At 51.7% G+C, this 25512-nt stretch carries 27 protein-coding genes; 9 read left to right on the forward strand and 18 right to left on the reverse strand.

Features of this window, described 5'->3' with window-relative positions; translation table 11 throughout:
* The first annotated feature begins 1 nt into the window (after position 1).
* Positions 2 to 736: an arginine ABC transporter substrate-binding protein gene (artJ, locus tag BMI79_RS11600; RefSeq protein WP_076942293.1), complete on the forward strand. Its 735-nt coding sequence runs from the start codon at positions 2 to 4 to the stop codon at positions 734 to 736.
* Positions 737 to 774: 38 nt separating this feature from the next.
* On the opposite strand, the gene rlmC is transcribed toward artJ, so the two are convergent.
* The 8 genes from rlmC to BMI79_RS11640 all read right to left on the reverse strand — a co-directional run bounded on the left by rlmC (position 775) and on the right by BMI79_RS11640 (position 8535).
* Positions 775 to 1902: a 23S rRNA (uracil(747)-C(5))-methyltransferase RlmC gene (gene rlmC, locus BMI79_RS11605; protein WP_076942294.1), complete on the reverse strand. Its 1128-nt coding sequence runs from the start codon at positions 1900 to 1902 to the stop codon at positions 775 to 777.
* Positions 1903 to 2032: 130 nt separating this feature from the next.
* Positions 2033 to 2878: a putrescine ABC transporter permease PotI gene (gene potI, locus BMI79_RS11610; RefSeq protein ID WP_076942295.1), complete on the reverse strand. Its 846-nt coding sequence runs from the start codon at positions 2876 to 2878 to the stop codon at positions 2033 to 2035.
* Positions 2875 to 3837, reverse strand: a complete 963-nt coding sequence (gene potH / locus BMI79_RS11615; protein ID WP_076942296.1) for a putrescine ABC transporter permease PotH — start codon at positions 3835 to 3837, stop codon at positions 2875 to 2877. Before potH ends, potI begins: the two co-directional genes overlap by 4 nt.
* A 24-nt stretch (positions 3838 to 3861) precedes the next feature.
* Entirely contained in the window at positions 3862 to 4995 is a 1134-nt protein-coding gene (gene potG / locus BMI79_RS11620; protein ID WP_076942297.1) for a putrescine ABC transporter ATP-binding subunit PotG, read from the reverse strand.
* A 140-nt stretch (positions 4996 to 5135) separates the two neighbouring features.
* A complete protein-coding gene (gene potF, locus BMI79_RS11625) occupies positions 5136 to 6245 on the reverse strand; it encodes a spermidine/putrescine ABC transporter substrate-binding protein PotF (protein WP_076942298.1) in 1110 nt (369 codons plus the stop codon).
* Positions 6246 to 6641: 396 nt separating this feature from the next.
* Entirely contained in the window at positions 6642 to 7121 is a 480-nt protein-coding gene (locus tag BMI79_RS11630) for a YbjN domain-containing protein (protein ID WP_076942299.1), read from the reverse strand.
* 164 nt (positions 7122 to 7285) lie between these two features.
* Positions 7286 to 8188 (reverse strand): 30S ribosomal protein S6--L-glutamate ligase, encoded by a 903-nt coding sequence (gene rimK, locus BMI79_RS11635; protein WP_076942300.1) that lies wholly within the window; start codon positions 8186 to 8188, stop codon positions 7286 to 7288.
* 56 nt (positions 8189 to 8244) lie between these two features.
* A complete protein-coding gene (locus BMI79_RS11640; protein ID WP_076942301.1) occupies positions 8245 to 8535 on the reverse strand; it encodes a YbjC family protein in 291 nt (96 codons plus the stop codon).
* Positions 8536 to 8777: 242 nt separating this feature from the next.
* Here BMI79_RS11640 and BMI79_RS11645 point away from each other — a divergent pair, with 242 nt between their 5' ends.
* Complete coding sequence (locus BMI79_RS11645) at positions 8778 to 9041, forward strand: GrxA family glutaredoxin (protein WP_076942302.1); 264 nt, start codon at positions 8778 to 8780, stop codon at positions 9039 to 9041.
* A 51-nt stretch (positions 9042 to 9092) separates the two neighbouring features.
* Here the strand turns inward: BMI79_RS11645 and BMI79_RS11650 are convergent, their stop codons facing one another.
* On the reverse strand, positions 9093 to 9482 hold the full coding sequence (locus tag BMI79_RS11650) for an inner membrane protein YbjM (RefSeq protein ID WP_076942303.1): 390 nt from the start codon (positions 9480 to 9482) through the stop codon (positions 9093 to 9095).
* A 328-nt stretch (positions 9483 to 9810) separates the two neighbouring features.
* Between BMI79_RS11650 and BMI79_RS11655 the strand changes: the two genes are divergently transcribed.
* Positions 9811 to 11499, forward strand: coding sequence for an aspartate:alanine antiporter (locus tag BMI79_RS11655; RefSeq protein ID WP_076942304.1), 1689 nt, complete (start codon positions 9811 to 9813; stop codon positions 11497 to 11499).
* Positions 11500 to 12065: 566 nt separating this feature from the next.
* Here BMI79_RS11655 and BMI79_RS11660 read toward each other — a convergent pair.
* The 5 genes from BMI79_RS11660 to BMI79_RS11680 all read right to left on the reverse strand — a co-directional run bounded on the left by BMI79_RS11660 (position 12066) and on the right by BMI79_RS11680 (position 14892).
* Positions 12066 to 12341 carry a hypothetical protein gene (locus tag BMI79_RS11660; RefSeq protein WP_076942305.1) on the reverse strand — a complete coding sequence of 92 codons (276 nt, stop codon included), beginning with the start codon at positions 12339 to 12341 and terminating at the stop codon, positions 12066 to 12068.
* Positions 12325 to 13467, reverse strand: a complete 1143-nt coding sequence (locus BMI79_RS11665; RefSeq protein WP_076942306.1) for a PAAR domain-containing protein — start codon at positions 13465 to 13467, stop codon at positions 12325 to 12327. The genes BMI79_RS11660 and BMI79_RS11665 overlap by 17 nt, the downstream gene beginning before the upstream one ends.
* Positions 13467 to 13772, reverse strand: a complete 306-nt coding sequence (locus BMI79_RS11670) for a PAAR domain-containing protein (protein WP_095996123.1) — start codon at positions 13770 to 13772, stop codon at positions 13467 to 13469. Before BMI79_RS11670 ends, BMI79_RS11665 begins: the two co-directional genes overlap by 1 nt.
* A gap of 234 nt (positions 13773 to 14006) precedes the next feature.
* Positions 14007 to 14450 (reverse strand): phage virion morphogenesis protein, encoded by a 444-nt coding sequence (locus BMI79_RS11675; RefSeq protein ID WP_076942307.1) that lies wholly within the window; start codon positions 14448 to 14450, stop codon positions 14007 to 14009.
* Complete coding sequence (locus BMI79_RS11680) at positions 14443 to 14892, reverse strand: phage tail protein (RefSeq protein WP_425272350.1); 450 nt, start codon at positions 14890 to 14892, stop codon at positions 14443 to 14445. Before BMI79_RS11680 ends, BMI79_RS11675 begins: the two co-directional genes overlap by 8 nt.
* 57 nt (positions 14893 to 14949) lie before the next feature.
* On the opposite strand from BMI79_RS11680, the gene BMI79_RS11685 reads away from it, so the two are divergent.
* Entirely contained in the window at positions 14950 to 15369 is a 420-nt protein-coding gene (locus BMI79_RS11685; protein ID WP_425272351.1) for an ASCH domain-containing protein, read from the forward strand.
* A 113-nt stretch (positions 15370 to 15482) separates the two neighbouring features.
* Here BMI79_RS11685 and eco read toward each other — a convergent pair whose 3' ends face one another.
* Complete coding sequence (gene eco / locus BMI79_RS11690) at positions 15483 to 15998, reverse strand: serine protease inhibitor ecotin (RefSeq protein ID WP_076942309.1); 516 nt, start codon at positions 15996 to 15998, stop codon at positions 15483 to 15485.
* A 172-nt stretch (positions 15999 to 16170) separates the two neighbouring features.
* Here eco and BMI79_RS11695 point away from each other — a divergent pair, with 172 nt between their 5' ends.
* The 4 genes from BMI79_RS11695 to deoR all read left to right on the forward strand — a co-directional run bounded on the left by BMI79_RS11695 (position 16171) and on the right by deoR (position 19315).
* Positions 16171 to 16929 carry a phosphatase PAP2 family protein gene (locus BMI79_RS11695; protein WP_076942310.1) on the forward strand — a complete coding sequence of 253 codons (759 nt, stop codon included), beginning with the start codon at positions 16171 to 16173 and terminating at the stop codon, positions 16927 to 16929.
* Between the two features lie 6 nt (positions 16930 to 16935).
* On the forward strand, positions 16936 to 17541 hold the full coding sequence (gene ybjG, locus BMI79_RS11700) for an undecaprenyl-diphosphate phosphatase (protein ID WP_076942311.1): 606 nt from the start codon (positions 16936 to 16938) through the stop codon (positions 17539 to 17541).
* A 238-nt stretch (positions 17542 to 17779) separates the two neighbouring features.
* Complete coding sequence (gene deoC, locus BMI79_RS11705; protein WP_076942312.1) at positions 17780 to 18460, forward strand: deoxyribose-phosphate aldolase; 681 nt, start codon at positions 17780 to 17782, stop codon at positions 18458 to 18460.
* Positions 18461 to 18550: 90 nt separating this feature from the next.
* Entirely contained in the window at positions 18551 to 19315 is a 765-nt protein-coding gene (deoR, locus tag BMI79_RS11710) for a DNA-binding transcriptional repressor DeoR (RefSeq protein WP_076942376.1), read from the forward strand.
* A gap of 8 nt (positions 19316 to 19323) precedes the next feature.
* On the opposite strand, the gene BMI79_RS11715 is transcribed toward deoR, so the two are convergent.
* Both BMI79_RS11715 and BMI79_RS11720 read right to left on the reverse strand, forming a co-directional pair.
* Positions 19324 to 20448 carry a prenyltransferase/squalene oxidase repeat-containing protein gene (locus BMI79_RS11715; protein ID WP_076942313.1) on the reverse strand — a complete coding sequence of 375 codons (1125 nt, stop codon included), beginning with the start codon at positions 20446 to 20448 and terminating at the stop codon, positions 19324 to 19326.
* 11 nt (positions 20449 to 20459) lie between these two features.
* Positions 20460 to 21773, reverse strand: a complete 1314-nt coding sequence (locus BMI79_RS11720) for an MFS transporter (protein ID WP_083704429.1) — start codon at positions 21771 to 21773, stop codon at positions 20460 to 20462.
* A gap of 347 nt (positions 21774 to 22120) precedes the next feature.
* Here BMI79_RS11720 and BMI79_RS11725 point away from each other — a divergent pair, with 347 nt between their 5' ends.
* Positions 22121 to 23926, forward strand: a complete 1806-nt coding sequence (locus BMI79_RS11725) for a glycoside hydrolase family 2 protein (protein ID WP_076942315.1) — start codon at positions 22121 to 22123, stop codon at positions 23924 to 23926.
* Here BMI79_RS11725 and BMI79_RS11730 read toward each other — a convergent pair.
* The gene (locus BMI79_RS11730) at positions 23923 to 25506 is read right to left on the reverse strand and encodes a hypothetical protein (protein ID WP_076942316.1); all 1584 of its coding nucleotides are present in this window, start codon (positions 25504 to 25506) and stop codon (positions 23923 to 23925) included. The two genes, BMI79_RS11725 and BMI79_RS11730, sit on opposite strands and share 4 nt — an antisense overlap.
* Between the last annotated feature and the right edge of the window lie 6 nt (positions 25507 to 25512).

The raw sequence follows: 25512 nt of genomic DNA on the forward strand, positions 1-25512 counted from the left end.
CATGAAAAAACTGTTACTCGCCGCCACGATTTTGGCCGGGATGACCTTTAACGCCAGCGCTGCAGAGACTATCCGTTTTGCCTCCTCGGCAACCTACCCGCCGTTCGAATCTCTTGATGCCAGTAACCAGATCGTCGGCTTTGACATCGATCTGGCTAAAGCCTTGTGCAAACAGATGCAGGCCGACTGTACCTTCACCAATCAGGCGTTCGACAGCCTGATCGCCGCGCTGAAATTCAAAAAATACGATGCGGTCATTTCCGGAATGGATATCACACCGGAACGCAGCAAGCAGGTTGCCTTCACTCAGCCATACTATGCCAACTCGGCTATCGTGATCGCTGAGAAAGGGAAATTCAATTCGCTGGCAGATTTGAAAGGCAAAAAGGTCGGGATGGAGAATGGCACCACGCACCAGAAATATTTGCAGGACAAGCACCCTGACATCCACACCGTCTCTTATGACAGCTATCAGAATGCCGTTCTGGAGCTGAAAAATGGCCGTATTGATGGCGTGTTTGGCGATACTGCCGTAGTTAATGAATGGCTGAAGACGAACCCGACGCTGGCTCCGGTGGGGGAGCATGTCACCGATGCCGCCTACTTCGGCACTGGCCTAGGCATTGCTGTGCGCCCGGATAATCAGGCGCTGCTGGCCAAATTGAATGCCGCGCTGGAGGCCATCAAAGCGGACGGCACCTACAAGGCGATCAACGATAAGTGGTTCCCACAGTAAGCAGGTTGCACGTTTACGGGCCTGCTTGCCGGGCCCGGTTAATTGCGCACCAGCAGCGTCAACACTTCATAATGCGCGGTGTGCGGGAACATATCGAACAGTTGAACACGTGCAATACGGTAATCCGTTAACCTCGCGATATCCTGCGCCATGGTCACTGCATTACAGCTTGAATAGAGAATATAACCTGGCGCCATGCGGTTGAGATACTCACACAGGTCTTTACCAATCCCACGACGTGGCGGGTTAACCAGCACCAGTTCCGGCACTTCCCCTTCTGCGGTGGCAAAGCGGGTTGAATCCAGTGCCTGGAAATCAACCTGCTGCAAACCCAGCGTTTGCGCCGACTGCTTAGCACAGGCGATGGCCTCGGCGCTGATCTCAATACCGGTCAGCCGCGTTTGCGGTTGAGCACAGTGCAAACCAAACCCCCCCACGCCGCAAAACAGATCCCACAGGCTATTAATAGCCAACGCACGCACCCAATCGCGCGCGGTCGCGTACAGGCGGCTGGCCACCTGCGGGTTAGTCTGGAAAAAGCTCTGCGGGCGAATATACAGCGGTATCTGATTGAATTGCTCTTCCAGCGCCTGCTGTTTGGTTAACGGGATTTCACGTTCCCCCTCTATGATCGCCATATGTACCGGCTGAATATTGGCGGAAATCACCTGCAGCTGTGGCAACTGCTGTTGTAACTCAGGCAAAGCGGCACGCAGCTGCGCCAGCTTGTTCTCTGAACGCAGCACGAAGCGCAGCATCATGCCGCCATTGCTGGTACTTTCGGTGAGCAGCAGATACTTCAGCTCACCGCGTTTACGCGCCACGTTGTAGGGCGTTAACCCCGCGCGGGCAATAAAACGCTTCAATGCGCTGAATACCGGTGCAAAACTGGCGGGATAGAGCGGGCAAGCACACAAGTCGACCGACGAGCCATCGCGGTGCAACATCCCCAGCAGCGGGCGTTCAACGCTGCCGCTGACCACCATTTTCGCCTTATTGCGGAATGCGCTTTGCTCACCGGCAACCGGATCCAACCACTGTTCTACCGGATGTTCAGCCAGTAGCGACTGCAGGTGATGCTGTTTTTCCGCCAGTTGCTGTGGATAAGGCTTTTCCAGCCACTGACAGGAACGGCAGGTGCCAGCCGAGTACAAAGCGCAATGCATGAATATTAACCGTGAAATCAGGGTGACTAATGAGGGCGCAGATTGTAGCACTGTAAACCCACAAAAACTTATTTGTGGGCGATCAAAAAGCGCCGCCTAATCAGGCGGCGCCTTGAGTCAGGTTCGGCGATCAGCCACGGGCGGCCCTTTGCAGCTCACGCGCACGCTGTTTCTCTGCGCGCGCCATAAACCACCAGGCAATAAAACCGATCACACCGACCACCAGCAGGATCAGCGTCGCCAAGGCGTTAATTTCCGGGTTAACCCCCATCCGCACGCTGGAGAACACCAGCATCGGCAGCGTGGTGGCGCCTGGCCCAGCAACGAAGCTGGCAATCACTAAATCATCCAGCGACAGAGTAAACGCCAGCATCCAACCGGAGATTAGAGCTGGCGCAATCATTGGCAAAGTGATGACAAAGAACACTTTCAGCGGCGTTGCCCCCAGATCCATCGCGGCCTCTTCGATAGAACGATCAAGCTCGCGCAACCGCGAACTGATCACCACCGAAACATAGGCGGTACAGAAAGTGACGTGTGCCAGCCAGATGGTAAACATCCCGCGTTCCGACGGCCAGCCAAATGCGTGCCCCATGGCAACAAACAGCAGCAGCAACGACAGACCGGTGATCACATCCGGCATGACCAGCGGTGCCGTCAGCATGAAGGCAAAACCGGTTGAACCACGGAAACGACCAAAGCGCACCATCACCACGGCGGCAATGGTGCCGAGGATCACCGCCGCCGTGGCCGATGCCGCCGCAATGGTCAGGCTCAGGCCAACGGCGCTGATCATCGCTGAATCGTGAAACAGCTCAATGTACCAACGGATTGACCACCCGGCCCACACCGTAACCAGTTTCGAGCTGTTAAACGAGTAAATCACCAGCATCAGCATCGGTGCATAGAGGAAGGTGAAACCCACCACCAGAATGGCAATACGCCATGGTGAACGAACAACCGGCAAGTTATTCATCCCTGCCCTCCCATTTCCTTGTTCTGGTGCTTGTGGAACCAGATAATAGGTACAATCAGCAGCAACAGCATAATGGTGGCAACCGCCGAGGCCACCGGCCAGTCGCGGTTGTTGAAGAACTCTTGCCACAACACGCGGCCAATCATAATACTATCCGGCCCACCGAGCAGTTCCGGGATCACAAACTCACCCACCGCCGGAATAAACACCAGCATTGAACCGGCAATAATGCCGCCACGTGTTAATGGCATAATCACGCTGAAGAAGGTCTTCAATGGTTTAGCACCGAGATCCAGCGAGGCTTCCACCAGCGAATAGTCAAGACGCGTCAATGCGGTATAAATCGGCAGCACCATAAATGGCAAATAGGAATAAACGATGCCGATATACACCGCCAGGTTGGTGTGGAGGATCACCAGCGGCTGATCGATCACCCCCAACCACATCAGGAAGTTATTCAGCACACCGTTGTTCTTCAGGATCCCCATCCAGGCGTAAACGCGGATCAGGAACGACGTCCAGGACGGCAAGATCACCAGCAGCAGCAGGATATTGCGGGTCGAAGGTTTACTGTGTGCGACCGCCCACGCCAGCGGATAACCAATAATCAGGCAGCACAGCGTAGAGACCGCGGCAATCTGCAGAGATTGCAGATAGGCATCGATGTACAGCGGATCGTCGGTCAGTTGCAGATAGTTGGCAAAGTTGAGCGCAATATCAAGCTTGCCGTCGGCCCAGCTCATCAGATCGGTATAAGGCGGCACCGCCAAGGCCAACTCTGACAGACTGATCTTGAACACGATCAGGAATGGCAGCATAAACAGCAGCACCAGCCACAGGTATGGCAGTGCGATCACCAGTTTGCGGCCGTGGGCCATCTGCAAGCGCTGAATAAAGGCTTTTATTGCACCGGGCGTGCGTGCCGGGGGCTCCGGCGTACGTTCAGAAAGCAATGTCATAATGGTTACTCCTCACCTTCTCAACTACACCGTCAAAACCACACAGCTATCGGTTTCCCAGCACAGGCGTACTTCGTCACCCCAGGTCGGCATCCCTTTGCGGAAACGGTGGCCGTTCTGCAACTGAGCGCTGATCATTTGCCCACTGAGTAATTTCACGTGGTAGATCGACAAATCCCCCAGGTAAGCAATATTCACCACTTCACCGATGGCAAAGTTACAGCCGTCTTCCGGCAGGTCTTCGCACAGCATGATTTTCTCTGGGCGCAGTGCCACCTGAATCGGCACCCCATCCACAACCGAAGAGTCAGGATCCACCTTCAGCGCATGGCGCAGGCCGGGGCTTTGCAGGATCAGAGCGTCATCGCGCCGCTCTTGCAGCACGCAGTCGAACACGTTGACCGAACCGATAAATTCGGCGCTGAAACGGCTGTTCGGATGCTCATAAATCTCTTCCGGCTCACCAATCTGCACGAACTTGCCACGGTTCATGATGGCAATACGGCCCGCCATGGTCATCGCTTCTTCCTGATCGTGCGTAACCATCACGCAGGTCACCCCCACTCGCTCCAGGATATCCACCACCTCAAGCTGCATGCGGTCGCGCAGTTTTTTATCCAGCGCCCCCATAGGTTCATCCAGCAACAGCAGCTTTGGCCGCTTAGCCAGGCTGCGTGCCAGCGCCACGCGCTGACGCTGCCCGCCAGAAAGCTGGTGAGGTTTGCGCTTGGCATACTCCTGCATGTGTACCAGAGAAAGCATCTCCGTAACGCGATCGTTGATTTCCGCGCGCGGCATTTTGTCCTGCTTAAGGCCAAAAGCGATATTCTGCTCCACCGTCATATGCGGGAAGAGCGCATAGGACTGGAACATCATGTTCACCGGCCGTTGATAAGGCGGAACGAGGGACATGTCCTGACCATCGAGGACAATCTGCCCTTCTGTTGGCTGTTCAAAACCGGCCAGCATACGCAGCAGCGTGGACTTTCCACAACCGGAGGGGCCAAGCAGCGCAAAGATTTCGCCTTTGTAGATCGTCAGGCTGACGTCTTCGACCGCGTTTTGGCCATCAAAGGTTTTGGTGAGGTTACGGATTTCCAGCAGAGGGGTAAATACCTTCTGCGACTTGGCTTGAGGACGAGGAATGGCGTCGTTCAATCGGGGTGCTCTCCGGCTAAAACAGTACAAATAACCACGGCAATTACCATGGCCCAGAATGGCAATGCAGGCGGGAATACCCTCCGCCTGCTGGTCAGATAATATGGATAATCAGGCTCTATCTGCAGAACCCTTACACATTACTTCCCGCTTTTAACTTTAGTCCAGGCGCGGGTAATTACACGATCAACTTTCGGCGACTGCACGTTCAAGGCAAACAGTTTGGCACGAATATCCGCTGGCGGATAAATGTTCGGGTTATCACGCACCTGGGCATCCACCAGCGCAGTGGCTTCTGTAACCGCATTGGCATAGAAGACGTGGTTACTGATATCCGCAATCACTTCCGGTTTCAGCAGGAAGTTCAGGAACTGGTAGGCCGCATCTTTGTTTTTCGAGTCTGCTGGCATCGCAAACATATCGAAATAAGCCAGTGCCCCTTCCTTCGGAATGGTATAGGCCACATTCACACCGTTCTTCGCTTCCTTGGCACGGTTGGCTGCCTGCATCACGTCACCGGACCAGCCGATCGCCACACAGATATCCCCGTTCGCCAGATCGTTAATGTATTGCGAAGAGTGGAAATAACGGATGTTCGGGCGCAGTTTCATCAGCAGATCGTTCGCAGCGCCAGTGTAATCCTCTGCATTGGTGCTGTTCGGATCTTTGCCCAGATAATGCAGGATGGTGGCATACACTTCACTTGGCGCATCCAGGAACGACACCCCACAGCTTTTGAGCTTTTCCAGGTTCTCTGGCTTGAGGATCAGATCCCAGCTGTCAAGCGGCGCATCCTTGCCCAATACGGCCTTCACCTTATCGACGTTATAACCGATACCGGTCGTTACCATCATGTAAGGAATGCCGTACTTGTTGTCTTTGTCGTTATTTGCCACCAATTTCAGCATCTCAGGATCGAGATTTTTGTAATTAGGGATTTTGCTCTTGTCCAACGGTTCAAAAATACCGGCCCTGGACTGGCGCTCAAGGAAGTTGGACGAAGGCACGACCAAATCATAACCGGTGCTGCCCGCCATCAGTTTGCCTTCCAACACTTCATTGGAGTCGAAGACGTCATACACCACTTTAATGCCAGTTTCTTTCTGGAATTTGGCGAGGGTATCCGGCGCAATATAGTCGGACCAATTGTAGATGTGCAGCGTATTCTCCGCGGCTGACGCTGTAACAGAAGCAGCCATCAGCAAACCGGCGACAACACCCGATAACCACTTTTTACGTTGGTTGACCATCCGTAACTTCCTCCAAAAACAAGGGGTAAATTTGTATCCTGAATTGATACAAAACCTTCGACTCACCGAGCGCAATCGTTGCGACCACGAATGAATGGCTATGCAGTTGATTACATAAACTTTTTTCATCTGCTCAGCCCATGTGTTCACAAAGGGAAACACAAGCCTTGAAAAGAATCAGCAGCATAACCGGAGTTGCCGGGGTGTACCAGCCTTCAGAGTAAAAAACGCCTTTTATCGATTTTTTATGCAGCAGTTCTTTATGTGATACGCCAATAGCGCTACAAGTAGCGATAAATATCTGGCGAAAAAACAGAAATACAGAATATTTAATGGTTGGGGGAAACAGGTATAGCATGCCACCGGAGCTATGGCATGCATAATGTACAAAGGGGATCAATGCAGCATCGGTTGGCGGGCAGCAGTAGCCAGGTTCTCTTCTTCATCGCCCATAAACAGCAGATCGTTCGCCCTGGCTTCCAGGATCACCATCGAGATCTGCTCTTCACCCTGCTGCATAAAGTACGCAAACTGTTCATAGGCCACGCCAACGGCAATGCTCAACGACTGGCACACAATCAGTTTCGGCAAATTATCGTCCTGAATATCGACAAACGCTTTAATCGTCAACGAACTGGCATTGATCTGGCTCAGATCGGCCACCAGCGGGATCAACGCCGTCGGTTTGACCTCCGCCAGTGCAGAGAACAGAATCACGTCATCGACCAGATCGATTTTAGCATCGAATACACCGTCAAAATTTTGCATGTGCGGCAAGTGCAACGCCTGGCAAGAGTCACATTCAAAGAATGAGATACCCAGTTGATCCAGCCAACGTCGTAATAACGCCAAATCGGGGACGATGAGTGAATCCATAAATAACCAGCCTCACAATGCTCAAAACGTGAAAAGGCGCATAGCTTACGGAATATTCACCCGAGATACCACGATCAAAGGCACTAAATTCGTTAATCAGATAATTACGAATGTTGCAAGGCAAGATTGCGCTAGCTAAAACGAGCCATCAGCCACCGTTGACATCACCTTCCCGACTTCAACCGAAGGCTTGGCCGAACACGCTGTTCAACGTATTCCAGCATTATTCCGGCGATATCTAGCCCAGTGGTGGTTTCTACCCCCTCCAACCCTGGAGAAGCATTCACTTCCATCACCAGCGGACCACGATCGGCGCGCAGAATATCCACCCCGGCCACATCCAGCCCAAGCGTCATTGCGGCTTTGATCGCCGTGGCGCGCTCCTTGCCGGTGATATGCACTTTGCGAGCGGTGCCCCCACGATGCAGGTTCGAACGAAACTCGCCAGGCTTTGCCTGCCGCTCAATGGCCGCAACCACCCGCCCCCCAACCACCAGACAGCGGATATCGCTACCTTTGGCCTCGCGGATATACTCCTGCACCAGAATGTGGGCATTCAGGCCGCGAAACGCATCGATCACGCTCTCTGCCGCCTGACGGGTTTCTGCCAGTACCACACCGATCCCCTGCGTGCCCTCAACCAGTTTCACCACCAGCGGCGCTCCGCCCACCAGCTCGATCAGATCGCCGGTATCGTCCGGCGAGTGAGCAAAACCGGTAATGGGCAGATCGATTCCCTGGCGGGCCAGCAGTTGCAACGAATGCAGTTTGTCACGCGCGCGGGTGATGGCCAAAGATTCATTCAACGGATAACTGCCGAGCAGCTCAAACTGGCGCAGCACGGCGGTGCCGTAAAACGTCATGGCAGAGCCGATACGCGGGATCACCGCATCGTAACGCTCCAACCTGCGGCCACGGTAATGAATACTCGGTGCCGCCGGGTTGATATTCATATAACAAGAGAGCGGATCGATGATGTCGATACTGTGCCCGCGCTGTTCCGCTGCTTCCCGCAGCCTTTTGCATGAATACAGCGAACCATCACGCGAAAGAATGGCAATTTTCACTCGTCACCCCAGGAGACATTATCACCTGCACAGGCAGGCACTCCCCACGGCCGCGGTCACTCCTGCGGGCCATGGTCTTTTTTATCGGCTGGCGGCACCTTTTCTGGCGGCTGACGGTTGCGCAATAGCGGGCTGAATCCCTGCGCCATACGCAAAACCAGATAGGCCGCAGCCGGAACCATCAGCACCACACCAAGAAAAATCATGCCGACGGCGGCCTGCTGTGAGGCCAGTATGCCGGGCAAACGTACGTAGTCATGAGTACTCAGGTAGGATAACACCAGCAGCACCATCCCCAGGCCTTCAAGCACCAACACCGGGCGCGGTAAGTCACCGAATGAACGCATATTTTTCCTCTCCAGACTTGCAGCGTTCAGTGTAGTGAATTCCCCGCTGCCGCAACAGCCCCTCGTGATTAATCGGTTCTATGAATCAGACTAACAGGCAGATCCCGCTTTTTTTTACTAACGGCAACGGGCATAGTAAGGCCCACGAACGTGAGTGATTACGCTACTGATGTCTTTTTATGACGGATGGAATGTCGTTACAATAGCGGTTAATAATTTGAATAACAGACTAGGAGTGTGACATGTTTGCTGTAATCTTCGGACGTCCGGGCTGCCCTTACTGTGTCCGTGCTAAAGAGTTGGCGGAAAAACTGACTGAAGATCGCGACGATTTCAACTTCCGTTACGTTGATATCCACGCTGAAGGTATCTCCAAAGCCGATCTGGAAAAAACGGTCGGTAAACCGGTAGAAACTGTGCCGCAGATCTTTGTCGATGAGAAGCACATTGGTGGCTGCACTGATTTTGAAGCCTATGCCAAAGAGAACCTGAATCTGTTCAAGTAACCGTTCGCGGTTAGCTCGTCAAAAAGGCGCCTCCGGGCGCCTTTTTGACGACTATTGCCTTTCACGCTGGCAAAATCGCTGTAGGGCATGTACGGCAACACGCATAAACAAATACAGCATGGCACCAAAGGCGCACCAGAATACCGCACTGACGCTATACGCCAGTTCCTGCCAATATGAGTAACCGGGCATCAACCAGAAATAGCGGATAAAAAAACACAGTGGCACTGCATACAAGGCACCAAGCAGTGGGCACAAAATACGTTTTTTACTCGAAAGATGGCTGGCGATGACACCGGGGATCACAAACAGCAGCAGACCCGTTTCCCCACTGTTAGCCGTTCCTGCCCCATTAAAAACCCCGCCCTTCTGGGCTAAAAAAATCAGGCTGAACAGCAGGAAACTGCTGAGAATACCGACCCAGTAGCGATAGTTCGCCATTGTGCTTCTCCCCTTTAGCGATGTGACCACTGACTACACCGTAAAAACAGCCTTGCCACCGATGTGGTGATGCGTAGCCAATCTGGCAACGCTGACTGAACTTTTCCTTGGCTAAAAGAGGGTTAAAGATATCGATGGAGCACTTGGGCAGCTTTATGCTGGCTGTCGCGCACCAGAGCGACTAGAATAAGCGCCGCTGAGCGACGGTTTAATTGCCTTCCGTTGGCTAGCTGTTTCTATAAGTTTTTATCCATATATTCTATGGATAAATTTATATCTTATAGTTTTATACATCAAGAATTTACTGGTAAACAATAAGTTATCCTACGTGAACATAAACGTCGCTAGTTTGTTAAACGGTAACTACATCCTGTTACTGTTTGTGGTACTCGCCCTGGGGCTCTGCCTCGGAAAACTCCGCCTGGGTTCAATTCAACTCGGTAATTCTATTGGTGTTTTAGTGGTATCACTGCTCCTCGGCCAGCAACATTTCGCTATTAACACCGAAGCGTTGAATCTCGGTTTTATGCTATTTATTTTTTGCGTTGGCGTTGAAGCTGGCCCGAACTTTTTTTCGATTTTTTTCCGCGACGGCAAAAACTACTTCATGCTGGCGTTGGTCATGGTCGGCTCGGCGATGGTGATCGCCATCGGCCTTGGCAAACTGTTCCATTGGGATATCGGCCTGACTGCGGGGATGCTCGCCGGTTCCATGACCTCTACCCCCGTGTTGGTAGGAGCTGGCGATACGCTGCGTAATACCATTACCAATGGCCCGGCCTTGCTGGCGGCCCAGGATCATCTGAGCCTGGGTTATGCCCTGACTTACCTGATCGGCCTGGTGAGCCTGATTTTTGGTGCACGCTACCTGCCAAAATTGCAGCATCAGGATCTGCCAACCTCCGCCCAGCAGATTGCCCGCGAGCGCGGCCTGGATACCGACAGCCAGCGTAAAGTCTACCTGCCGGTGATCCGTGCTTATCGCGTGGGTCAGGAACTGGTTGCCTGGGCAGACGGCAAGAATCTGCGTGAGCTTGGCATTTACCGGCAAACTGGCTGCTACATTGAGCGCATTCGCCGCAACGGTATTCTGGCCAACCCAGACGGCGATGCCGTACTGCAGGTCGGGGACGAAATCTCGCTGGTGGGCTACCCCGATGCCCATGCACGCCTTGATCCCAGCTTCCGTAACGGTAAAGAAGTGTTCGACCGCGATCTGCTGGATATGCGCATCGTGACCGAAGAGATTGTGGTTAAAAACAGCAATGCCGTAGGCAAACGCCTGAGCCAGTTGAAACTGACCGATCATGGCTGCTTCCTGAACCGCGTGATCCGTAGCCAGATTGAAATGCCGATTGATGACAGCATTGTGCTGAATAAAGGTGACGTATTGCAGGTCAGCGGCGATGCGCGCCGGGTGAAAAGCGTGGCAGAGAAAATTGGCTTTATCTCCATTCACAGCCAGGTCACCGATCTGTTGGCATTCTGCGCCTTCTTTATTATCGGCTTGCTGATTGGGCAGATCACCATTCAGTTCAGCAACTTCTCATTCGGTATCGGTAACGCCGCCGGTCTATTGATGTCTGGTATCATGCTTGGCTTCCTGCGTGCCAACCATCCCACGTTCGGCTATATCCCACAGGGTGCGCTCAACATGGTGAAAGAGTTTGGCCTGATGGTATTTATGGCGGGCGTTGGCCTGAGTGCTGGCGCAGGCATTGGTAACAGCCTGGGGGCGGTGGGCGGCCAGATGCTGATCGCTGGCTTGATCGTCAGCCTGGTGCCGGTAATCATCTGCTTCCTGTTTGGTGCTTACGTGTTACGGATGAACCGTGCTCTGCTATTCGGTGCCATCATGGGTGCGCGAACCTGTGCTCCGGCGATGGAGATCATCAGTGATACCGCACGTAGCAATATCCCTGCGCTGGGGTATGCCGGCACCTACGCTATCGCTAACGTCTTGTTAACATTGGCAGGTTCACTCATTGTCGTGATATGGCCAGGAATATGGGGATGACCTATCAGCAAAAGGAATAATTCAGAGGCAAAATATTTTTGATTTTTTTATCGACAGCCAGAACTTTTCAAGTTGCCGACAGTCTGAATTAGTGCCACTGCTTTTCTTTGATGTCCCCAATTTGTGGAGCCCGTTAGTCCCGCCGTTTTAGGTTCAAGACTAGCGGGTTTTTTGTTGCCTGAATTTTAGTGCCATTTAAAACAATCACTTACAATGCAATGAATTACCTGATGGCGACGAAATGGCGGCGCATTTTTTATGGGCGAAAAAAAACCTGCTTTCGCAGGCTTCTTTCAGATCCACAGCGTTCCCTGGTTTTCCCTGGTTGGATGTGGCGGCACAGTATCAATTTTTCCAGGGGTAACGATCTGGCGCTGGATAGACAACTATGCTGACACTGAGGGTGCAGAATAAAAGGATCGCAAGAGGATCCTTTTTATTTTGTAGCCTTCTTGCCATCAGCAATTTCTTGATGCAACAAGATGATAATGATTCTGAATAAGTAACTAACAAGAAAAAAATAACCAGCTATAGCACCCTCACCGTATGTTTGCTAACCTAGGTTATCATCTTACTTTCTTGAATATAATTAAAATTAACGAAACACAAATCAAAAAGCCAAAAATGGCAGCTTTAAGAACATTGTCAGTAGCTTTTACAACTGAATCAATTGCCTGGAAATATTCATTTAGAGGTATTGGCCCAGAAAGTTGCATGCTTTGATTCTCGTAGAAAGCGGAAAATGAAAGTGATGCTACCGCCAACCCAAGAAAGTAACCAAGCGAAACAACGCCAATCAAACTCCAACGGAGTATAAACTTTTTTTTATTTATCAATGTCATAAGAACCACCTAAAGAACCACCAAAAGTTCCACCTGAATAAGGAGATAAAGAATTCCCCATAGCTGCACCTCCTGCTGCGACCTCTTGAATTTGTGTTCCCATAGACGGGTCTAATAGACTCAGGTTGTCAATGTTGGGATATTGCTCTTTAAATTTTTTTGTTACCTCTACAATATACATTGAAGAGAGATCAGAACTTTTAGCGATGAGGTATCGCTGCAATGATATAGGAACGGTAAAGTCTTCTTCGCCCTTAATTATCGGGAGCTTTGTCGTGATTGGAACATGGCTGATTTCAAACATTTTTGAGCCAGCAGCCTTAATACCCTCTATAGATCGAGTTGTACAGTTGTTACCTGTTACATCATACTTATCGATAGTACGTCCTCTTCTCTTCGTTATTTCTTTCATTTCAGGGGTTTGTATCGCTGGCTTTCCTGAGCTCCATAGTTTTTCAAAGAAATCTCGCGTTTGCTTCAAATTTGCATCATCGATCTGAAAAACCCGAGCGCCCAAACGATATAGCTCAAAACGATAATAACCTCTTGCGTCCTCATCTTTTAAAAAATTGAGGATACCATCACCCGTCAAATCAGCTGGCCCTGTTCGCCCGTAGCGTCCATAGGTGTAAAGATAAATAGTGTTATTCTCGTGAACAGAAACAAAAGAGTGCCCAGCACCTGTAGTCTCTGTCCATATGTAGACCCCATTCAACAATGGGTTATCTTCAGGTCTACATGTTCCAATAACTAGGCTTTCTTGTTTCACTTTTTTAGCCGACTGTCCGTACTGCTGTGATTCCGGCGAGGAGACCGTAGTATCCGAGGCCGAACTAGCAGTGACTGAACTCAGCTCATAACTATGCGTCAGCATCGACGGAATAAAGCGCGCTTTACACGGGCAACTGCTAAAGCTATCCAGCGAACCAGCATACTTACGTCCCCGAAGACTATCGTTACCAACGTGTCCCACAATGACGTACATCCCTGGATGTACACCACAGGTCACGCGGTCACTTTCACGGGCTGTCGCTTTCCTGAATATCGTTTCAGTAATATCGCCTTCGGTGATAATACCACCGCAGGTCGTTTTATCCCCGCACACCAGATAATAGCCTTTCGCCATTACTTCATTCCCCACATCCGAACCATGAAACCCTCTGGAAGTTGGTCAGTTTCACGGTAACAATGCATCTGCGAACCCTGCGGAGTACTGATAATTTCATCGCCATTATCAAGTTCACTCCCCACAAGAGCAACTGGCAGCCCTTCGATCATATGAGCAAAACCTGCGCCTGAAATAATGCGTGCCGTTGAACCATCTGGATAGATTACCTCATCCCCAACACGCGCTACGGCGTATCCTGCAGCCCACCTGAACTCATAGGTAACAGCCCTAATTTCGCCCCCCCTGACGGGTACGACTGCCAACCGTAGCTGTTCTGAATATTTTAACTACAGGTATGACGAGTTAGGATCATTGAAAGTGGCTAACACATCAGGAGTCAGTTCGTTGTTGTACTGCGTATCCATGCAATTCCTTGTGCTAAGAATAGGTAAAATTTCTTCTCATAATACTCAAGATATTATGATGAATGGAACGCACTCATATAATGCCGTTCCATTTATCACGAGTTATGAGCCAAAATTGGCAGGTGTAACTATTTAGAGTTGATAATTAAGAATAATATTCTCTATCATTGCAATGTCCTTATAGCCAATCCTTAGCAACGGCCTTTCCTCATACTTCACTTCAGGACTACGCACAGAAGGCCGATCCCGCAGGCCATAATGATGCACCTCGGCCATGCGCTTCACCCGCCCGACAAACTCCACCACGGCGGCATCGCTGCTGCCACTGGCTTTCATATAGCGGGCGGTGCGCAGCTTAGTGAACATCGCCCGCTTGATGTGGCCTTTCTTGTTTCTCAGTGTGGCCTTGCGTGGCGCATAAGGCGTGCCGTCCGGGGCCTGTTGGCGCTTGATATTCTGCTGCTGACTGGCGCGCAGGCGCTTGGCAATGGTCACGGCCAATGCCTTGCGCGATTGTGGCGACAATTTGCTAATCAACCCCGCCAGCCGGGTGTCAAAGGGTTTCAGCTCATTTATGCCATCTACTCACTAACTCACCGTGGACATAGAGCTGCATCGGGCGGGTGACGTTCTCCGGCAACGGCGGTTCCGGCAGGTGGTCAACGAGCAGTGCCCCAGCCTGTTCTTTCACTATCACCCGCTCAGTCAGTTGCAGATTAATGCTGATATCAAACGAACCGTCGTTGTTGATATCAGCTTCGAAAGTGTAACCGGTGCGCCGCTTTTCTTCGGTTGCCATAATGTCCGGCTGGTGCTCACACAACCACGCCAGGATGGGCACGATGATAAAATCCATGTCCCCGGTGTAATCCGTAATCAGCAGGTTCAGCCGAAACTGGTATTCAAACGAAAGTGAGTTTGCCAACGTGGACGCAATGCGCTCGCTGTCGGTAAACAGGCGCAGGTCCTCCGGGTGGCGTTGCAGCCAGGGCAGTGACTCAGTCAGGGCGGTGCGCAACTGTTGGTGGATTTATAAAAATACGTTATAAATTAATAAATATAAAAGGATCCTCAAATGTCAGCACAGGCTATGATTGATCGCTTAACGGAAAAATACCCAAACGCTATCTCCTGGGCATTTGGCGACTCACCGGAACTTGCCGATGAACTTGTGGCCTTGGTCATGCAAGGGGGAAAAACGGCAACCTGTGGTTCTCTGCACGCCTTTGAGCAGGAAGAAGTTTCCCCTTCAGTCGGTGGCTACAGCATCATTCTGAGCGGAGAAGGTCAACCGGTTTGCGTGATTAGAACTCTCGCTCTCCGTCTTGTGCGATTTTCCGAGGTGAGTGAAGAACAAGCCAGAAAAGAAGGTGAAGGCGACTTAAGCCTGGAATATTGGAGAACCGAGCATCAGGCCTTTTTCGAACGTGAAGGCACCTTCGCTGAAAATATGGAACTGGTGTTTGAAGAGTTTCAGCTTCTCGAAGTTCTATAATTTAGCGTTAATCGCAACGATGCAGACTCCCCCACTAACGCTCTATTGCTCAGCAAAAAAATCAGCCCATCGAAACCGACAGGCTGATTTAATACTGAGCAAACGCCTGAGGTTTATTTCACCACCGCCCGCCCGATAGTCTCGCTAGCGGACCAGATGCGATAACGGACTTCAACGTCTTTCGGGACATAAACCACGATCGGTAGCCTGCTGTTATAACGCTGCATCGCAGCATCTCCCAAATTAGCCGCGACGAACTCTGGCCGTTTGCCGCCATCCGGGCAGGCCATCATGGTGGATGCCGGTGCCGAGAGCTTAGCCAGTACAAAGTAGTCATAGCCCCAACCGGCCAGCGTTCTGCTTTCTAAATTGCCGCCCATCATATGTCGGTTACAGTCCACTTCCAGCGTTTTACCGATCAGCAACTCTACTTTGAAGTTCTCTTCATTTTCCTGTTTAGGCAAATAAATGACCTGGCGGCTCATCCCCTTCTCTGCTTTTGGGAATGGTGCGACTTTTTCTAGCGGTTGCTGGCTAAGATCGCCATTTTCAACGGCCATTGATGCGGCAACGGCGCTGGTCGAAGCTGCCATCAGCAGGCTGGTAAAGACGAAGGAAAACTTATTCATTTTTTTATCCCTATGATTCATCTGATGATATCGGGGTACGTTAGCACAATGTATAAAAATTGATTATAGGTTAAATCCAGATGTTCTCCCATTTTTGCCCGGCTCTCACCACACAACCCATTAAGGTTTTCTTAAGACGGAATAATTACAGTATTGTTATTCATTACCGCAAATGAGCCATCACGTGAACTCGTCGCCTCCTTCAGAACCTTCATTAAATCAATCCTCAACAGCCATGCAAATTAAGACCGATGTTCTTTACACTCTGCCAACATCCTTTTACCGTTGGCAGGTTTTGGGCTTGCTCACGGCTGGGCTGTTATTTATCTGGCTGTCGCGCAATGAACAGTTGGATTGGGCAATCAGTAATTACTGGTATGACGCCGCAAGCCAGCGCTTTCCTTGGCAGAACAACTACTGGCTGGATCTGATCAACCATCGTTTGCTGAAGATCGCTGTTATCACCAGCACTGTGCTGGCGCTTTTTTACGGCATTTATCGCCGCAATACGCGCCTGATCGTCACGATGCTATTGATTGGCGTCGGGCCCCTGGTCGTTGGCATATTGAAAGCGGTCAGTGCACATTCCTGCCCATGGGACCTGCTGGAATACGGCGGTAATGCGATGTCGTTCCCGCTGTTTGGCCCCACGCCCGCATTGCCAGGCCCGGGCCGCTGCTTCCCCGGAGGCCATGCCTCCAGCGGTTTTGCTCTGATGGCGCTGTTTTTTCTGTTTTATCCGCAACGCCCGCGCCTGGCTTACTGGTGCTGGTTGGGCGGCATCACCTGCGGCATGCTGATGGGTTTTGGTCAGATCATGCGTGGGGCACATTTTCTTTCCCATAACCTGTGGGCCGGGTGGTGGGTTTGGTTCGGCCAACTGGCTGTTTATTGGTGGGTTAGCGGTTATTTAAGCCGTAAGACGAGGTAATATATGATGGAGCAATTAAACTATCTGCTTTTCGCCTGGATCAATGCGACGCCAGCCAGCCCGGAATGGCTGATCGATCTCGCTACTTTTATTGCGCGGGATCTGATTGCCATCATACCGTTATTGATTATCGGTTTATGGTTCTGGGGGCAACAGCAGCAATTGAACTCACAGCGTGAAGTGGTGGCCAAAGCGACAATTGCTCTGTTATTTGCCATGAGTGCCTCTGCCGCTATTGGTATGTTGCTGCCACACGAGCGGCCATTTGCGGTGGATGTTGGCTATACCTTTCTGGCACACGCGCCAAACAGTTCCTTTCCTAGCAATCACGGCACCGCCATTTTCACTTTCGCGCTAGCTTTCCTGTTCTGGCACCGCACCTGGTCTGGTCTGCTGTTGCTGGCTGTGGCAGTAGCCATCGCCTGGTCACGCGTATTCCTTGGCGTGCATTGGCCGCTGGATATGTTGGGTGGCTTCCTGGTCGGCCTTGTCGGTTGCCTGTTTGCACAACTGCTCTGGAACCTGTTTGGTGAGGCGATCGCGCGCCAACTGACGCGTCTGTATCACTTCCTGTTTGCTTTCCCAATCCGCAAAGGGTGGGTGAAAGAGTAATTCCCGCCGACGGGGGCACATGCCCCTGTCGCTCTCGGTCTTTCCTCCCGCAATTGCCAATCTCGTCTCTGGTTTCATCCTGAGGATTACCAAGCGCAAATTGTTAGTTAAATAACATTTTCATCGGTAAATGAGCTTTTATTCTGAGACCTCCCCGCAATGGCCGCTATCAAGGCGCAACCCTAAATGTTAGAATAGTCACATTACACGTTATTTTAACCACCTCAGAGGGATCACCATGACCACCGAACAGATTGATTATGCCCGCTACATCGACCATACCCTGCTGGCGATGGATGCCACCGAAAGCCAAATTGCCAAACTGTGTGAAGAAGCCCAACAGCATAATTTTTATGCGGTATGCGTAAACTCCGGTTATGTTCCACTGGTGGCGCACCTGCTGCAGGAAAGCGAAGTCAAAGTCTGCTCAGTGATCGGCTTCCCGCTGGGTGCTGGCCTGACCGTCGCTAAAGCATTTGAAGCCAAAGCAGCTATCGCAGCGGGCGCTCAGGAAATCGATATGGTGATCAACGTCGGTTGGCTGAAAAGTGGTCTGCTGGATGAAGTAAAAGCTGATATCGCTGCGGTACGCGAAGTTTGTGCGGCAATTCCGTTGAAGGTGATATTGGAAACCTGCCTGCTCAGCGACGCACAGATCGTGCAGGTTTGTGAAATGTGTCGCGAACTCGACGTCGCCTTCGTTAAAACCTCAACGGGCTTCAGCACTGGCGGAGCACGCGAAGAACACGTCAAACTGATGCGAGCCACGGTTGGGAGTGAGATGGGGGTAAAAGCCTCTGGAGCCGTGCGCGATCGTGCCACCGCTGGGAAAATGATCGCCGCGGGTGCTACGCGCATCGGTACCAGTTCAGGTGTGGCTATTGTTTCAGGCGATAGCGCAGCAGCGGGCAGCTACTGAATATCGACACGGTTTGCGATGCGGGGGAGCACAGCGCTAGCCCGCATCGCTGCGTTGAATGCCATCCGCTATAGCAATGAGAGCAATTATATGGACACACGGCGTGCAGAGCGTATCAACCAGCTCGTTCAAGCCTTAAAGCGCACGGACAAGATCCATCTGAAAGACGCCGCCGCGCTGTTAGGCGTCTCGGAGATGACCATCCGCCGCGATCTCAATGCGCAACCGGCCGCCGTGGTTTTGCTCGGGGGTTACGTGGTGGCCGAGCCACGCAGCAACAGCGTGACCCATTACTTTGTTTCCGATCAGCAAGCCAAGCAGGTAGCCGAGAAACGCCGCATCGGCCTGTTGGCCGCCGCGTTGATCCAGCAAAACCACACGGTATTTTTTGACTGTGGCACCACCACGCCAGCCATCATTGACGCCATTGCTGACGAACTGGCCTTCACCGCGGTGTGCCATTCACTCAACACCTTTCTGGCGTTACAGCATAAAGCCAACTGCAAGGTGATCCTGTGTGGTGGCGAGTTCAAACCGAACAACTGCATATTCACCGCCGTTGGCCAGCATAATGAACTCGATCGCATCTGCCCCGATATCGCCTTTATCTCTGCCGCAGGCGTTACCCTGCAACAGGGTGCGACCTGCTTCAACTTTGATGAGCTGGAAATGAAGCACAAGGCGATGCGCATGGCGCAGCAAAAGATTCTGGTGGTGGATCATAGCAAGTTTGGCCAAATCAAACCGGCCTGCATTGGCCCGTTGACGCAATTTGACCGAATCATTAGCGATCGCCCGCCGGAACCTGAGTTCACCGCATTCTTCAGCGAGCAGGCGATCGCCATTCACGTTTAATCCGCAATTCAGGGCTGAATTTGCCCTATCCCCGGCTTGAAATAGCCAATGCCTATTGTGTTACGAAAACGCCAGGTCTGCCATTGTGGCCATAACACCTCGGAAATCATCGCGATCGCAATCCAGCGAAACCAGGTGGCGAAGGTGTTGCTGTAACCCTGTGGCTCTTTATACCCCTTCACCCAACCGTCATAACCGCGCTCACCGAGCAGCGTGTCGGGGAAGCCGCCGTCCGGATTCTGGAAATCCAGCAGTTTTACCAACATGCCACGCAGCCAGAATTCGATCTCATCGCGCCGATGCGGGCAGCGGGCAGCGCCGTGAGCCAGAATATCGATAATATCGACATCAATACAGGCGCTGCGAATCGCGATCGGCTGCTCTAGGCAACGACTCATCGACTGGTTGAAATAAGGGATCTCTTCATCCAACGCATAAAAAACATGAAGATTATGCGTTGCCCCACAGAGCGCAAACAGCAGCGCCTCTTGGCTAAACTGCTGGCCAGGCCCCCAGAAACCTGAATAAGGTTCACTTTGCTGGTTATGCCAGAAAATCATATCCTGCAGACGCTGAGCGGCTGCGCCAGTTGGGTTTCTCTGCTGCTCAAGCAGCAGGAAGCTGCCCAGGTTCACGATATTATTCCCTTCCAGCCAAGGGTCGCGCATGTCGCGCTGGCCTAACCACGCCCAGAAATATTGCGGATCAAGGAACGGGGTTAGAAAAGGCAGCTCTATGCGATCTAATTGCTCTAAAACCTCTAATGCCCCCATACAATAGTTGGTGGCATGAAAGCGCATATATTGGCGGGTCGCTTCAATATCGGGGCGCTTCCAGGTGTCCTCCCAACGTAACCCCGGCAACAGGAAATAGCCGTCTTCCTGCTGATGGCTTAAAATCCAGTCTGCCAGCCGCTTTTTCTCCTCAATATGATCGCCCAGCAGCACCCGGGCCAGGGTTCCGTCATAAGTGCCAGAAAGTAACATCTGCGGCCAGTATTCTGGCTGATGATATTCGCTAACGCGTAATACGCCGGGCACGCCATCAGGCAACTGCATGCTATTCAACCAACGCAAACTCTGGTTTTTAGCCGCCAGAATACGCTCCTGCAACAGGCTATCGGTCAATTTCATCTTATTTCCTTTTAATCGTTAAGTTTTGCCGCAGACATATTGGGGATTAAGAAGTGCATAATGAGGAAGCCAAGCAGATAGGCAAAACCGCCCATCAGGAAAATAGACCAGTAGCTTCCGGTGGCCTGTAATATATGCCCCGTGGCCTGCGCAAAAATAATAGAACCGATGGAGCCAATTAAGCAGCCAATACCGACCACTGCGCCTACGGCCTGTTTAGGAAACATATCCGATACGCTGGTGTAGAGATTCACCGACCATCCTTGATGAGCGGCAACCGCAATACCGATCAGCGCTACCGCCAGCCAAAGATTAGAGACGTTAGAAACCAGCAGAATAGGTAAAACACACATGGCGCACAGCAGCAGCGTGAATTTACGTGCCTTATTGACCGCCACGCCGCGATTGACCAGCCATGCAGGAAGATACCCTCCTCCCAACCCACCTAAGGTGGCCAGAATATTGATTAATACCAGCGGCATTGCCATGTGTGCCATATCAATACCGCGGGCATCATGCAGCCACTTTGGCAACCAGAAGAGGAAAAACCAGAAGATGGGATCGGTCAGAAATTTGCACAGCGCAAAAGCCCAGGTCTGGCGATGCTTTAACAATCCTAACCAACTGACTTTTTGCGCTGTCTGTTCAGCAGATTCAGGGGTATCGTCCTGATTGATCCAGGCTAACTCCTCCTGATTGACTTTTTTTATTTTGCCCGGCTTGCCGTATAAAAATAGCCAGAAAGCAATCCAGACAAACCCTACAGCACCTGTGACAATAAAGGCTTCACGCCACCCCCACTGCAGCGCAATCCAAGGGATGATAATCGGTGCGAAAATGTTGCCGATGTTAGAGCCTGAGTTAAAAATCCCGGTAGCGAAAGCACGCTCACGTTTAGGAAACCATTCCGCCGCTACCTTGACCGCTGAAGGGAAGTTGGCGCTTTCCCCCAACCCAAGAAAGATACGGGCGTAAATAAATCCCACGACCGTACTGGCTGCGCCATGGGCCATTGCCGCCAGGCTCCAGATCGCCAGGGCGATCGGTAACACCAGGCGAGCCCCGTACAGATCGACGATCCGGCCACAGATAAATAAGCCCAGGGCATAGGCGGCCTGAAACGCGGTGACAATATTGCCGTACTCAATTTCACTCCAGCCAATATCTTTTTGTAACATTGGGGCGAGTAACCCCAAAATAGAACGGTCAAGATTATTAATGGTGACAGAAAAGAACAATAATGCGCACACGGTCCATCGGTAGCGGCTCATGCTAACCCCCGACTTTACCGCCTGTTCACTGAGTTCGCTGCGTAATTCACTCATCGTATTACCCTCCAGTGCCAGATAGAAACAGCCTAAAAACACGCCATTCCAGTCTATGGGGGCACGGCAAAAATGCAGACGGGCACGAAATAGAATTGAGAGTTCAAAAGGCACCGGGTTATTTTTTGTGAGCAACTTCGCTGTTATCGGACGTTATTGTGATAAAGATCACGCGAATTAAAATAAATTCGTGAGCAACATCACTCTCTAACCTGGTTGAATTAAGATGTTCATCACAATTCTATTTTTTCATCATGCCTTGTTTCCTGCTCGCCGCCTTAGACTCCACAGCCCTAAAGCTCTACCGGTTATTCTTCAGCAATACTTTATCGTAGAAGGGAAATACCATGCTGGAAAAGTCTGACCTGGCTGACAATGCTGTTGAATGCCTGCACAACGAACAATACGATCGCCCCTATAACCTGCAGAATCTTAATTACCGCAACCTGCTGTTCTCCGGTGGCCGAGAGCGGGAAAGCCTCGGTGGCGAATGGCGCTTTACCCTGGATCTGCACGATACCGGGTTAAGACAAAAATGGTTTCTGCTGCAACAGCGCGACGCAGAAACACGCCGAGATCCCTACGACTATGATCCGTTCGCCGGGCAAACCATTCCTGTCCCCAGTTGCTGGCAGATGATAAAAGACAAGTGGTTTTATTTTGAAGGCAGCGCCTGGTATACGCGTGAAATTGATTATATAGAGCGCGACGAAGATGAACGCGTTTTCTTGCGCGTTGGCGCTGCCAACTACGACTGCAAGGTCTTTCTCAACCATCGCTTTATTGGTAATCACTATGGTGGTTCAACGCCTTTCTGCGCAGAGTTAACCCCGCAACTGCAACCGGGTAATAATATCCTGATGCTGTGCGTAAATAATAACCGCACCACCGACAGACTGCCGCTGCGCAACAATGACTGGTTTAACTATGGCGGAATTTATCGTGAAATCGATTTAATCCGCACACCCGCCAGTTATATCCGCGATCTTTTTGTCTATCTGGTTCCTGACGGCGGTTACAACCGCATTGCGGTCAGAATCGCCGTTGAAGGCCCGGCAACTGAGGTTAATTTTACTTTAACTGAGTTGGGTATCAGCCAAAGCTTACCGGTGGTTGAAGGGGTCGCAGAAGCTACCTTCTGCGTGCAACCAGTGCTTTGGTCGCCCGAGCAACCCAAGCTTTACCAGGTTATGGCATCACTGGGGCGAGATTGGGTGAGCGATCGCGTGGGTTTCCGGCAGATAGAGGTGGTAGGCACCGATATTCGCCTGAATGGCCGCTCGCTCTACCTGCGAGGAGTTAACTGCCATGAAGACGATCTGCTGCTGGGGAAAATGGCCAGTGAAGCCGATATTCGCCGCCGCTTTCGCGATGCCAAGGCGCTGAACTGTAATTACCTGCGCCTGGCGCACTATCCGCATCACGAAATGGCCGCACGTATTGCCGATGAAGTGGGCCTATTACTGTGGGAAGAGATCCCGAACTATTGGGCTATCGATTTCAATAACCCTGCCACGCAGCGCGATGCGCATAACCAGCTGATGGAGCTGATTATGCGTGACCGCAACCGCGCCAGCGTCATTATCTGGTCGGTGGGTAATGAGAACGCCGACACCGATGAACGCTTGCATTTTATGACCACGCTGGTTAAGGCCGCGCGGCAGGCCGATCCCAGCCGGTTGATTTCAGCGGCCTGCCTGGTTAACCACGCCAAAATGAAGATTGAAGATCGGCTGGCAGACCATCTCGACATTATCGGTCTGAATGAATATTACGGCTGGTATGAAGAGAACTTTGAGGATCTGATCGCGTTGGGGGAAAACTCATCGCCTACCAAACCGGTAGTGATTACCGAAACCGGGGCCGAAGGGGTTCTGGGCGAACACGCGCCACAGTCGGGCCCGTTTTCTGAACACTACATGGCTGAAGTCTATCGCAAACAAACCGCCTATCTGCCCAAGCTCGGCTACGTGCGCGGCTTCACGCCATGGTTGCTGTACGACTACCGCTCAGAAAGACGACAGAACCCTTACCAACAGGGGTTTAACTGCAAAGGATTGATCGCGGCCGATAAGCACACCCGCAAAGCGGCTTTTTACATCCTGCGGGATTTCTATCAACAGCTGAAGCAGGCCGAGTCGTTATCGGACTAATCCTGAGACAGGCTATCCGCCAGGTTCATCAGCCTGGCGGGATCAAATAGCATCGCCAGATAGTGGGGCTGCTGCTGTTCCTCCTTGTCCAGCCACTCCTCAATACGCTGCGCCACCTGCCGCAACTGCGCGATCTGCCGCGACAGCTCGAAGGAGGATATCTCCCCTTGGCTACCATAGCGTTCAAGCATCAACTTCATAGCCACCCCTTTCGCCACGGCATCGAACATGTCGGTGTAATAGGCAACCCGATCCCAGACCCGCTTGAAAAGAGCGCCCTTGTCCTCTTTAATATCAACGCATTGTAAAATATGGTGCAACTGACTGCGGGAGCTTTGTGCCAAAAAAAGTGCCCGTTGCTTCTCTAGCAGCAATTGCTGGTACTGTTCACGACCAGTATCAGGGCTATCGTTGGGAAAAAGCGACGATGCTGCCAGGTATCCCTCGGTATGACGCGCATGCAGTTGCAGCAGTTGCACCGCCTGAGCATAACTTTCCGGCACCTGGCTATAGTGATGCAAAACATGGCCCAATATATAAGGGGTTTTCCTCATCCATTCATAGCTGCTGGTATAGAGCTGATGGAACGCGTTCAGTTCGGCCACGTCCACTTTATGGTCCAGCATATCAGTCAGCCAACAGTGAAACGCCTGTTTTTCTGACAGACACATTTCACGGCCAAACATCGCCAACCCGTGCAGGTTGACCGAATTAACCGAGTTAATCAGCGAACTATTAGAAATCCATTCCCAACTGAGCCTGCCAGTGATGGCCTCCAGGCGATCGCCTGCCGCGTTCTCGCCCCAACTGAGCCGCCCCTGAATTTCGTCTAACAGATAACAAGGCAGCAGGGTCCATCCATACTCCAAGCCCCACATGTCAAACTCAATCCACTTGATGCGGCCTGCCAACTCGGTGAGCAATGGGTTGTTGGCAAATCCAGGGCGGTACCCGTTAGCTACCGCTTTCAATGACACTCGCACATCCGGCGGCAGCACCTGTAACGCATTAATCAATTGCCATGGTGCTGCATCATCATCAATATAATCGCGCAGCACCATTTTCTTCCCTTGGCTGCGCAGTGTCTGATAAAGGTAGGGAAGCGTGGACGACCAGTTGGCGCGATAGGCCTGATGCCGCGGCAGATTGACAATCACCCCGTCGATACCGGGCAAATGTTGTAATGTTTCAACCAACGCCTGCTGATAGAAATTTTTCCAGAACAGTTCGTCCGCACTGCTGTTTTCTATCAGTGCATATTCAGGGTACTTTTCCTGTAATTTTCCGCCATGAGGGAATGCCTCTCCCTGAAGCCAAACGCCGATACCGGCGAGATTGCAATAACGGTATAAACGCTGCAGATATAACAGGCGTTCCTGCCGTTCACGCAGCAGGTTGTCACGGCCATGCAGGCAATAAGGAGAGGGTAACACCAGCAGAGCGAGTAGATCCTGCTGATGGACAACCAGGCCGTTAAAACGATCCCGCTTCATAACGGCAATCACTTCCTGCAAATGTGGCCAATGCCAGATTAACGAGGAATTAACTTCCAGTAAGCGAAGCGGAATCAGCGTTTGCATGGTTAT

Origin of the sequence: Serratia oryzae, assembly GCF_001976145.1 — a bacterium.
Classification (GTDB): domain Bacteria; phylum Pseudomonadota; class Gammaproteobacteria; order Enterobacterales; family Enterobacteriaceae; genus Chania; species Chania oryzae.

Excerpts from the sequence above, each read along its gene's own strand:
- artJ (WP_076942293.1), top strand. The coding sequence starts at position 2 with ATGAAAAAACTGTTACTCGCCGCCACGATTTTGGCCGGGATGACCTTT.
- rlmC (WP_076942294.1), bottom strand. The coding sequence starts at position 1,902 with ATGCATTGCGCTTTGTACTCGGCTGGCACCTGCCGTTCCTGTCAGTGG.
- potI (WP_076942295.1), bottom strand. The coding sequence starts at position 2,878 with ATGAATAACTTGCCGGTTGTTCGTTCACCATGGCGTATTGCCATTCTG.
- potH (WP_076942296.1), bottom strand. The coding sequence starts at position 3,837 with ATGACATTGCTTTCTGAACGTACGCCGGAGCCCCCGGCACGCACGCCC.
- potF (WP_076942298.1), bottom strand. The coding sequence starts at position 6,245 with ATGGTCAACCAACGTAAAAAGTGGTTATCGGGTGTTGTCGCCGGTTTG.
- BMI79_RS11630 (WP_076942299.1), bottom strand. The coding sequence starts at position 7,121 with ATGGATTCACTCATCGTCCCCGATTTGGCGTTATTACGACGTTGGCTG.
- BMI79_RS11640 (WP_076942301.1), bottom strand. The coding sequence starts at position 8,535 with ATGCGTTCATTCGGTGACTTACCGCGCCCGGTGTTGGTGCTTGAAGGC.
- BMI79_RS11645 (WP_076942302.1), top strand. The coding sequence starts at position 8,778 with ATGTTTGCTGTAATCTTCGGACGTCCGGGCTGCCCTTACTGTGTCCGT.
- BMI79_RS11650 (WP_076942303.1), bottom strand. The coding sequence starts at position 9,482 with ATGGCGAACTATCGCTACTGGGTCGGTATTCTCAGCAGTTTCCTGCTG.
- BMI79_RS11660 (WP_076942305.1), bottom strand. The coding sequence starts at position 12,341 with ATGACATTGATAAATAAAAAAAAGTTTATACTCCGTTGGAGTTTGATT.
- BMI79_RS11665 (WP_076942306.1), bottom strand. The coding sequence starts at position 13,467 with ATGGCGAAAGGCTATTATCTGGTGTGCGGGGATAAAACGACCTGCGGT.
- BMI79_RS11685 (WP_425272351.1), top strand. The coding sequence starts at position 14,950 with ATGTCAGCACAGGCTATGATTGATCGCTTAACGGAAAAATACCCAAAC.
- eco (WP_076942309.1), bottom strand. The coding sequence starts at position 15,998 with ATGAATAAGTTTTCCTTCGTCTTTACCAGCCTGCTGATGGCAGCTTCG.
- BMI79_RS11695 (WP_076942310.1), top strand. The coding sequence starts at position 16,171 with ATGAGCCATCACGTGAACTCGTCGCCTCCTTCAGAACCTTCATTAAAT.
- ybjG (WP_076942311.1), top strand. The coding sequence starts at position 16,936 with ATGGAGCAATTAAACTATCTGCTTTTCGCCTGGATCAATGCGACGCCA.
- deoC (WP_076942312.1), top strand. The coding sequence starts at position 17,780 with ATGACCACCGAACAGATTGATTATGCCCGCTACATCGACCATACCCTG.
- deoR (WP_076942376.1), top strand. The coding sequence starts at position 18,551 with ATGGACACACGGCGTGCAGAGCGTATCAACCAGCTCGTTCAAGCCTTA.
- BMI79_RS11715 (WP_076942313.1), bottom strand. The coding sequence starts at position 20,448 with ATGAAATTGACCGATAGCCTGTTGCAGGAGCGTATTCTGGCGGCTAAA.
- BMI79_RS11720 (WP_083704429.1), bottom strand. The coding sequence starts at position 21,773 with ATGAGTGAATTACGCAGCGAACTCAGTGAACAGGCGGTAAAGTCGGGG.
- BMI79_RS11725 (WP_076942315.1), top strand. The coding sequence starts at position 22,121 with ATGCTGGAAAAGTCTGACCTGGCTGACAATGCTGTTGAATGCCTGCAC.
- BMI79_RS11730 (WP_076942316.1), bottom strand. The coding sequence starts at position 25,506 with ATGCAAACGCTGATTCCGCTTCGCTTACTGGAAGTTAATTCCTCGTTA.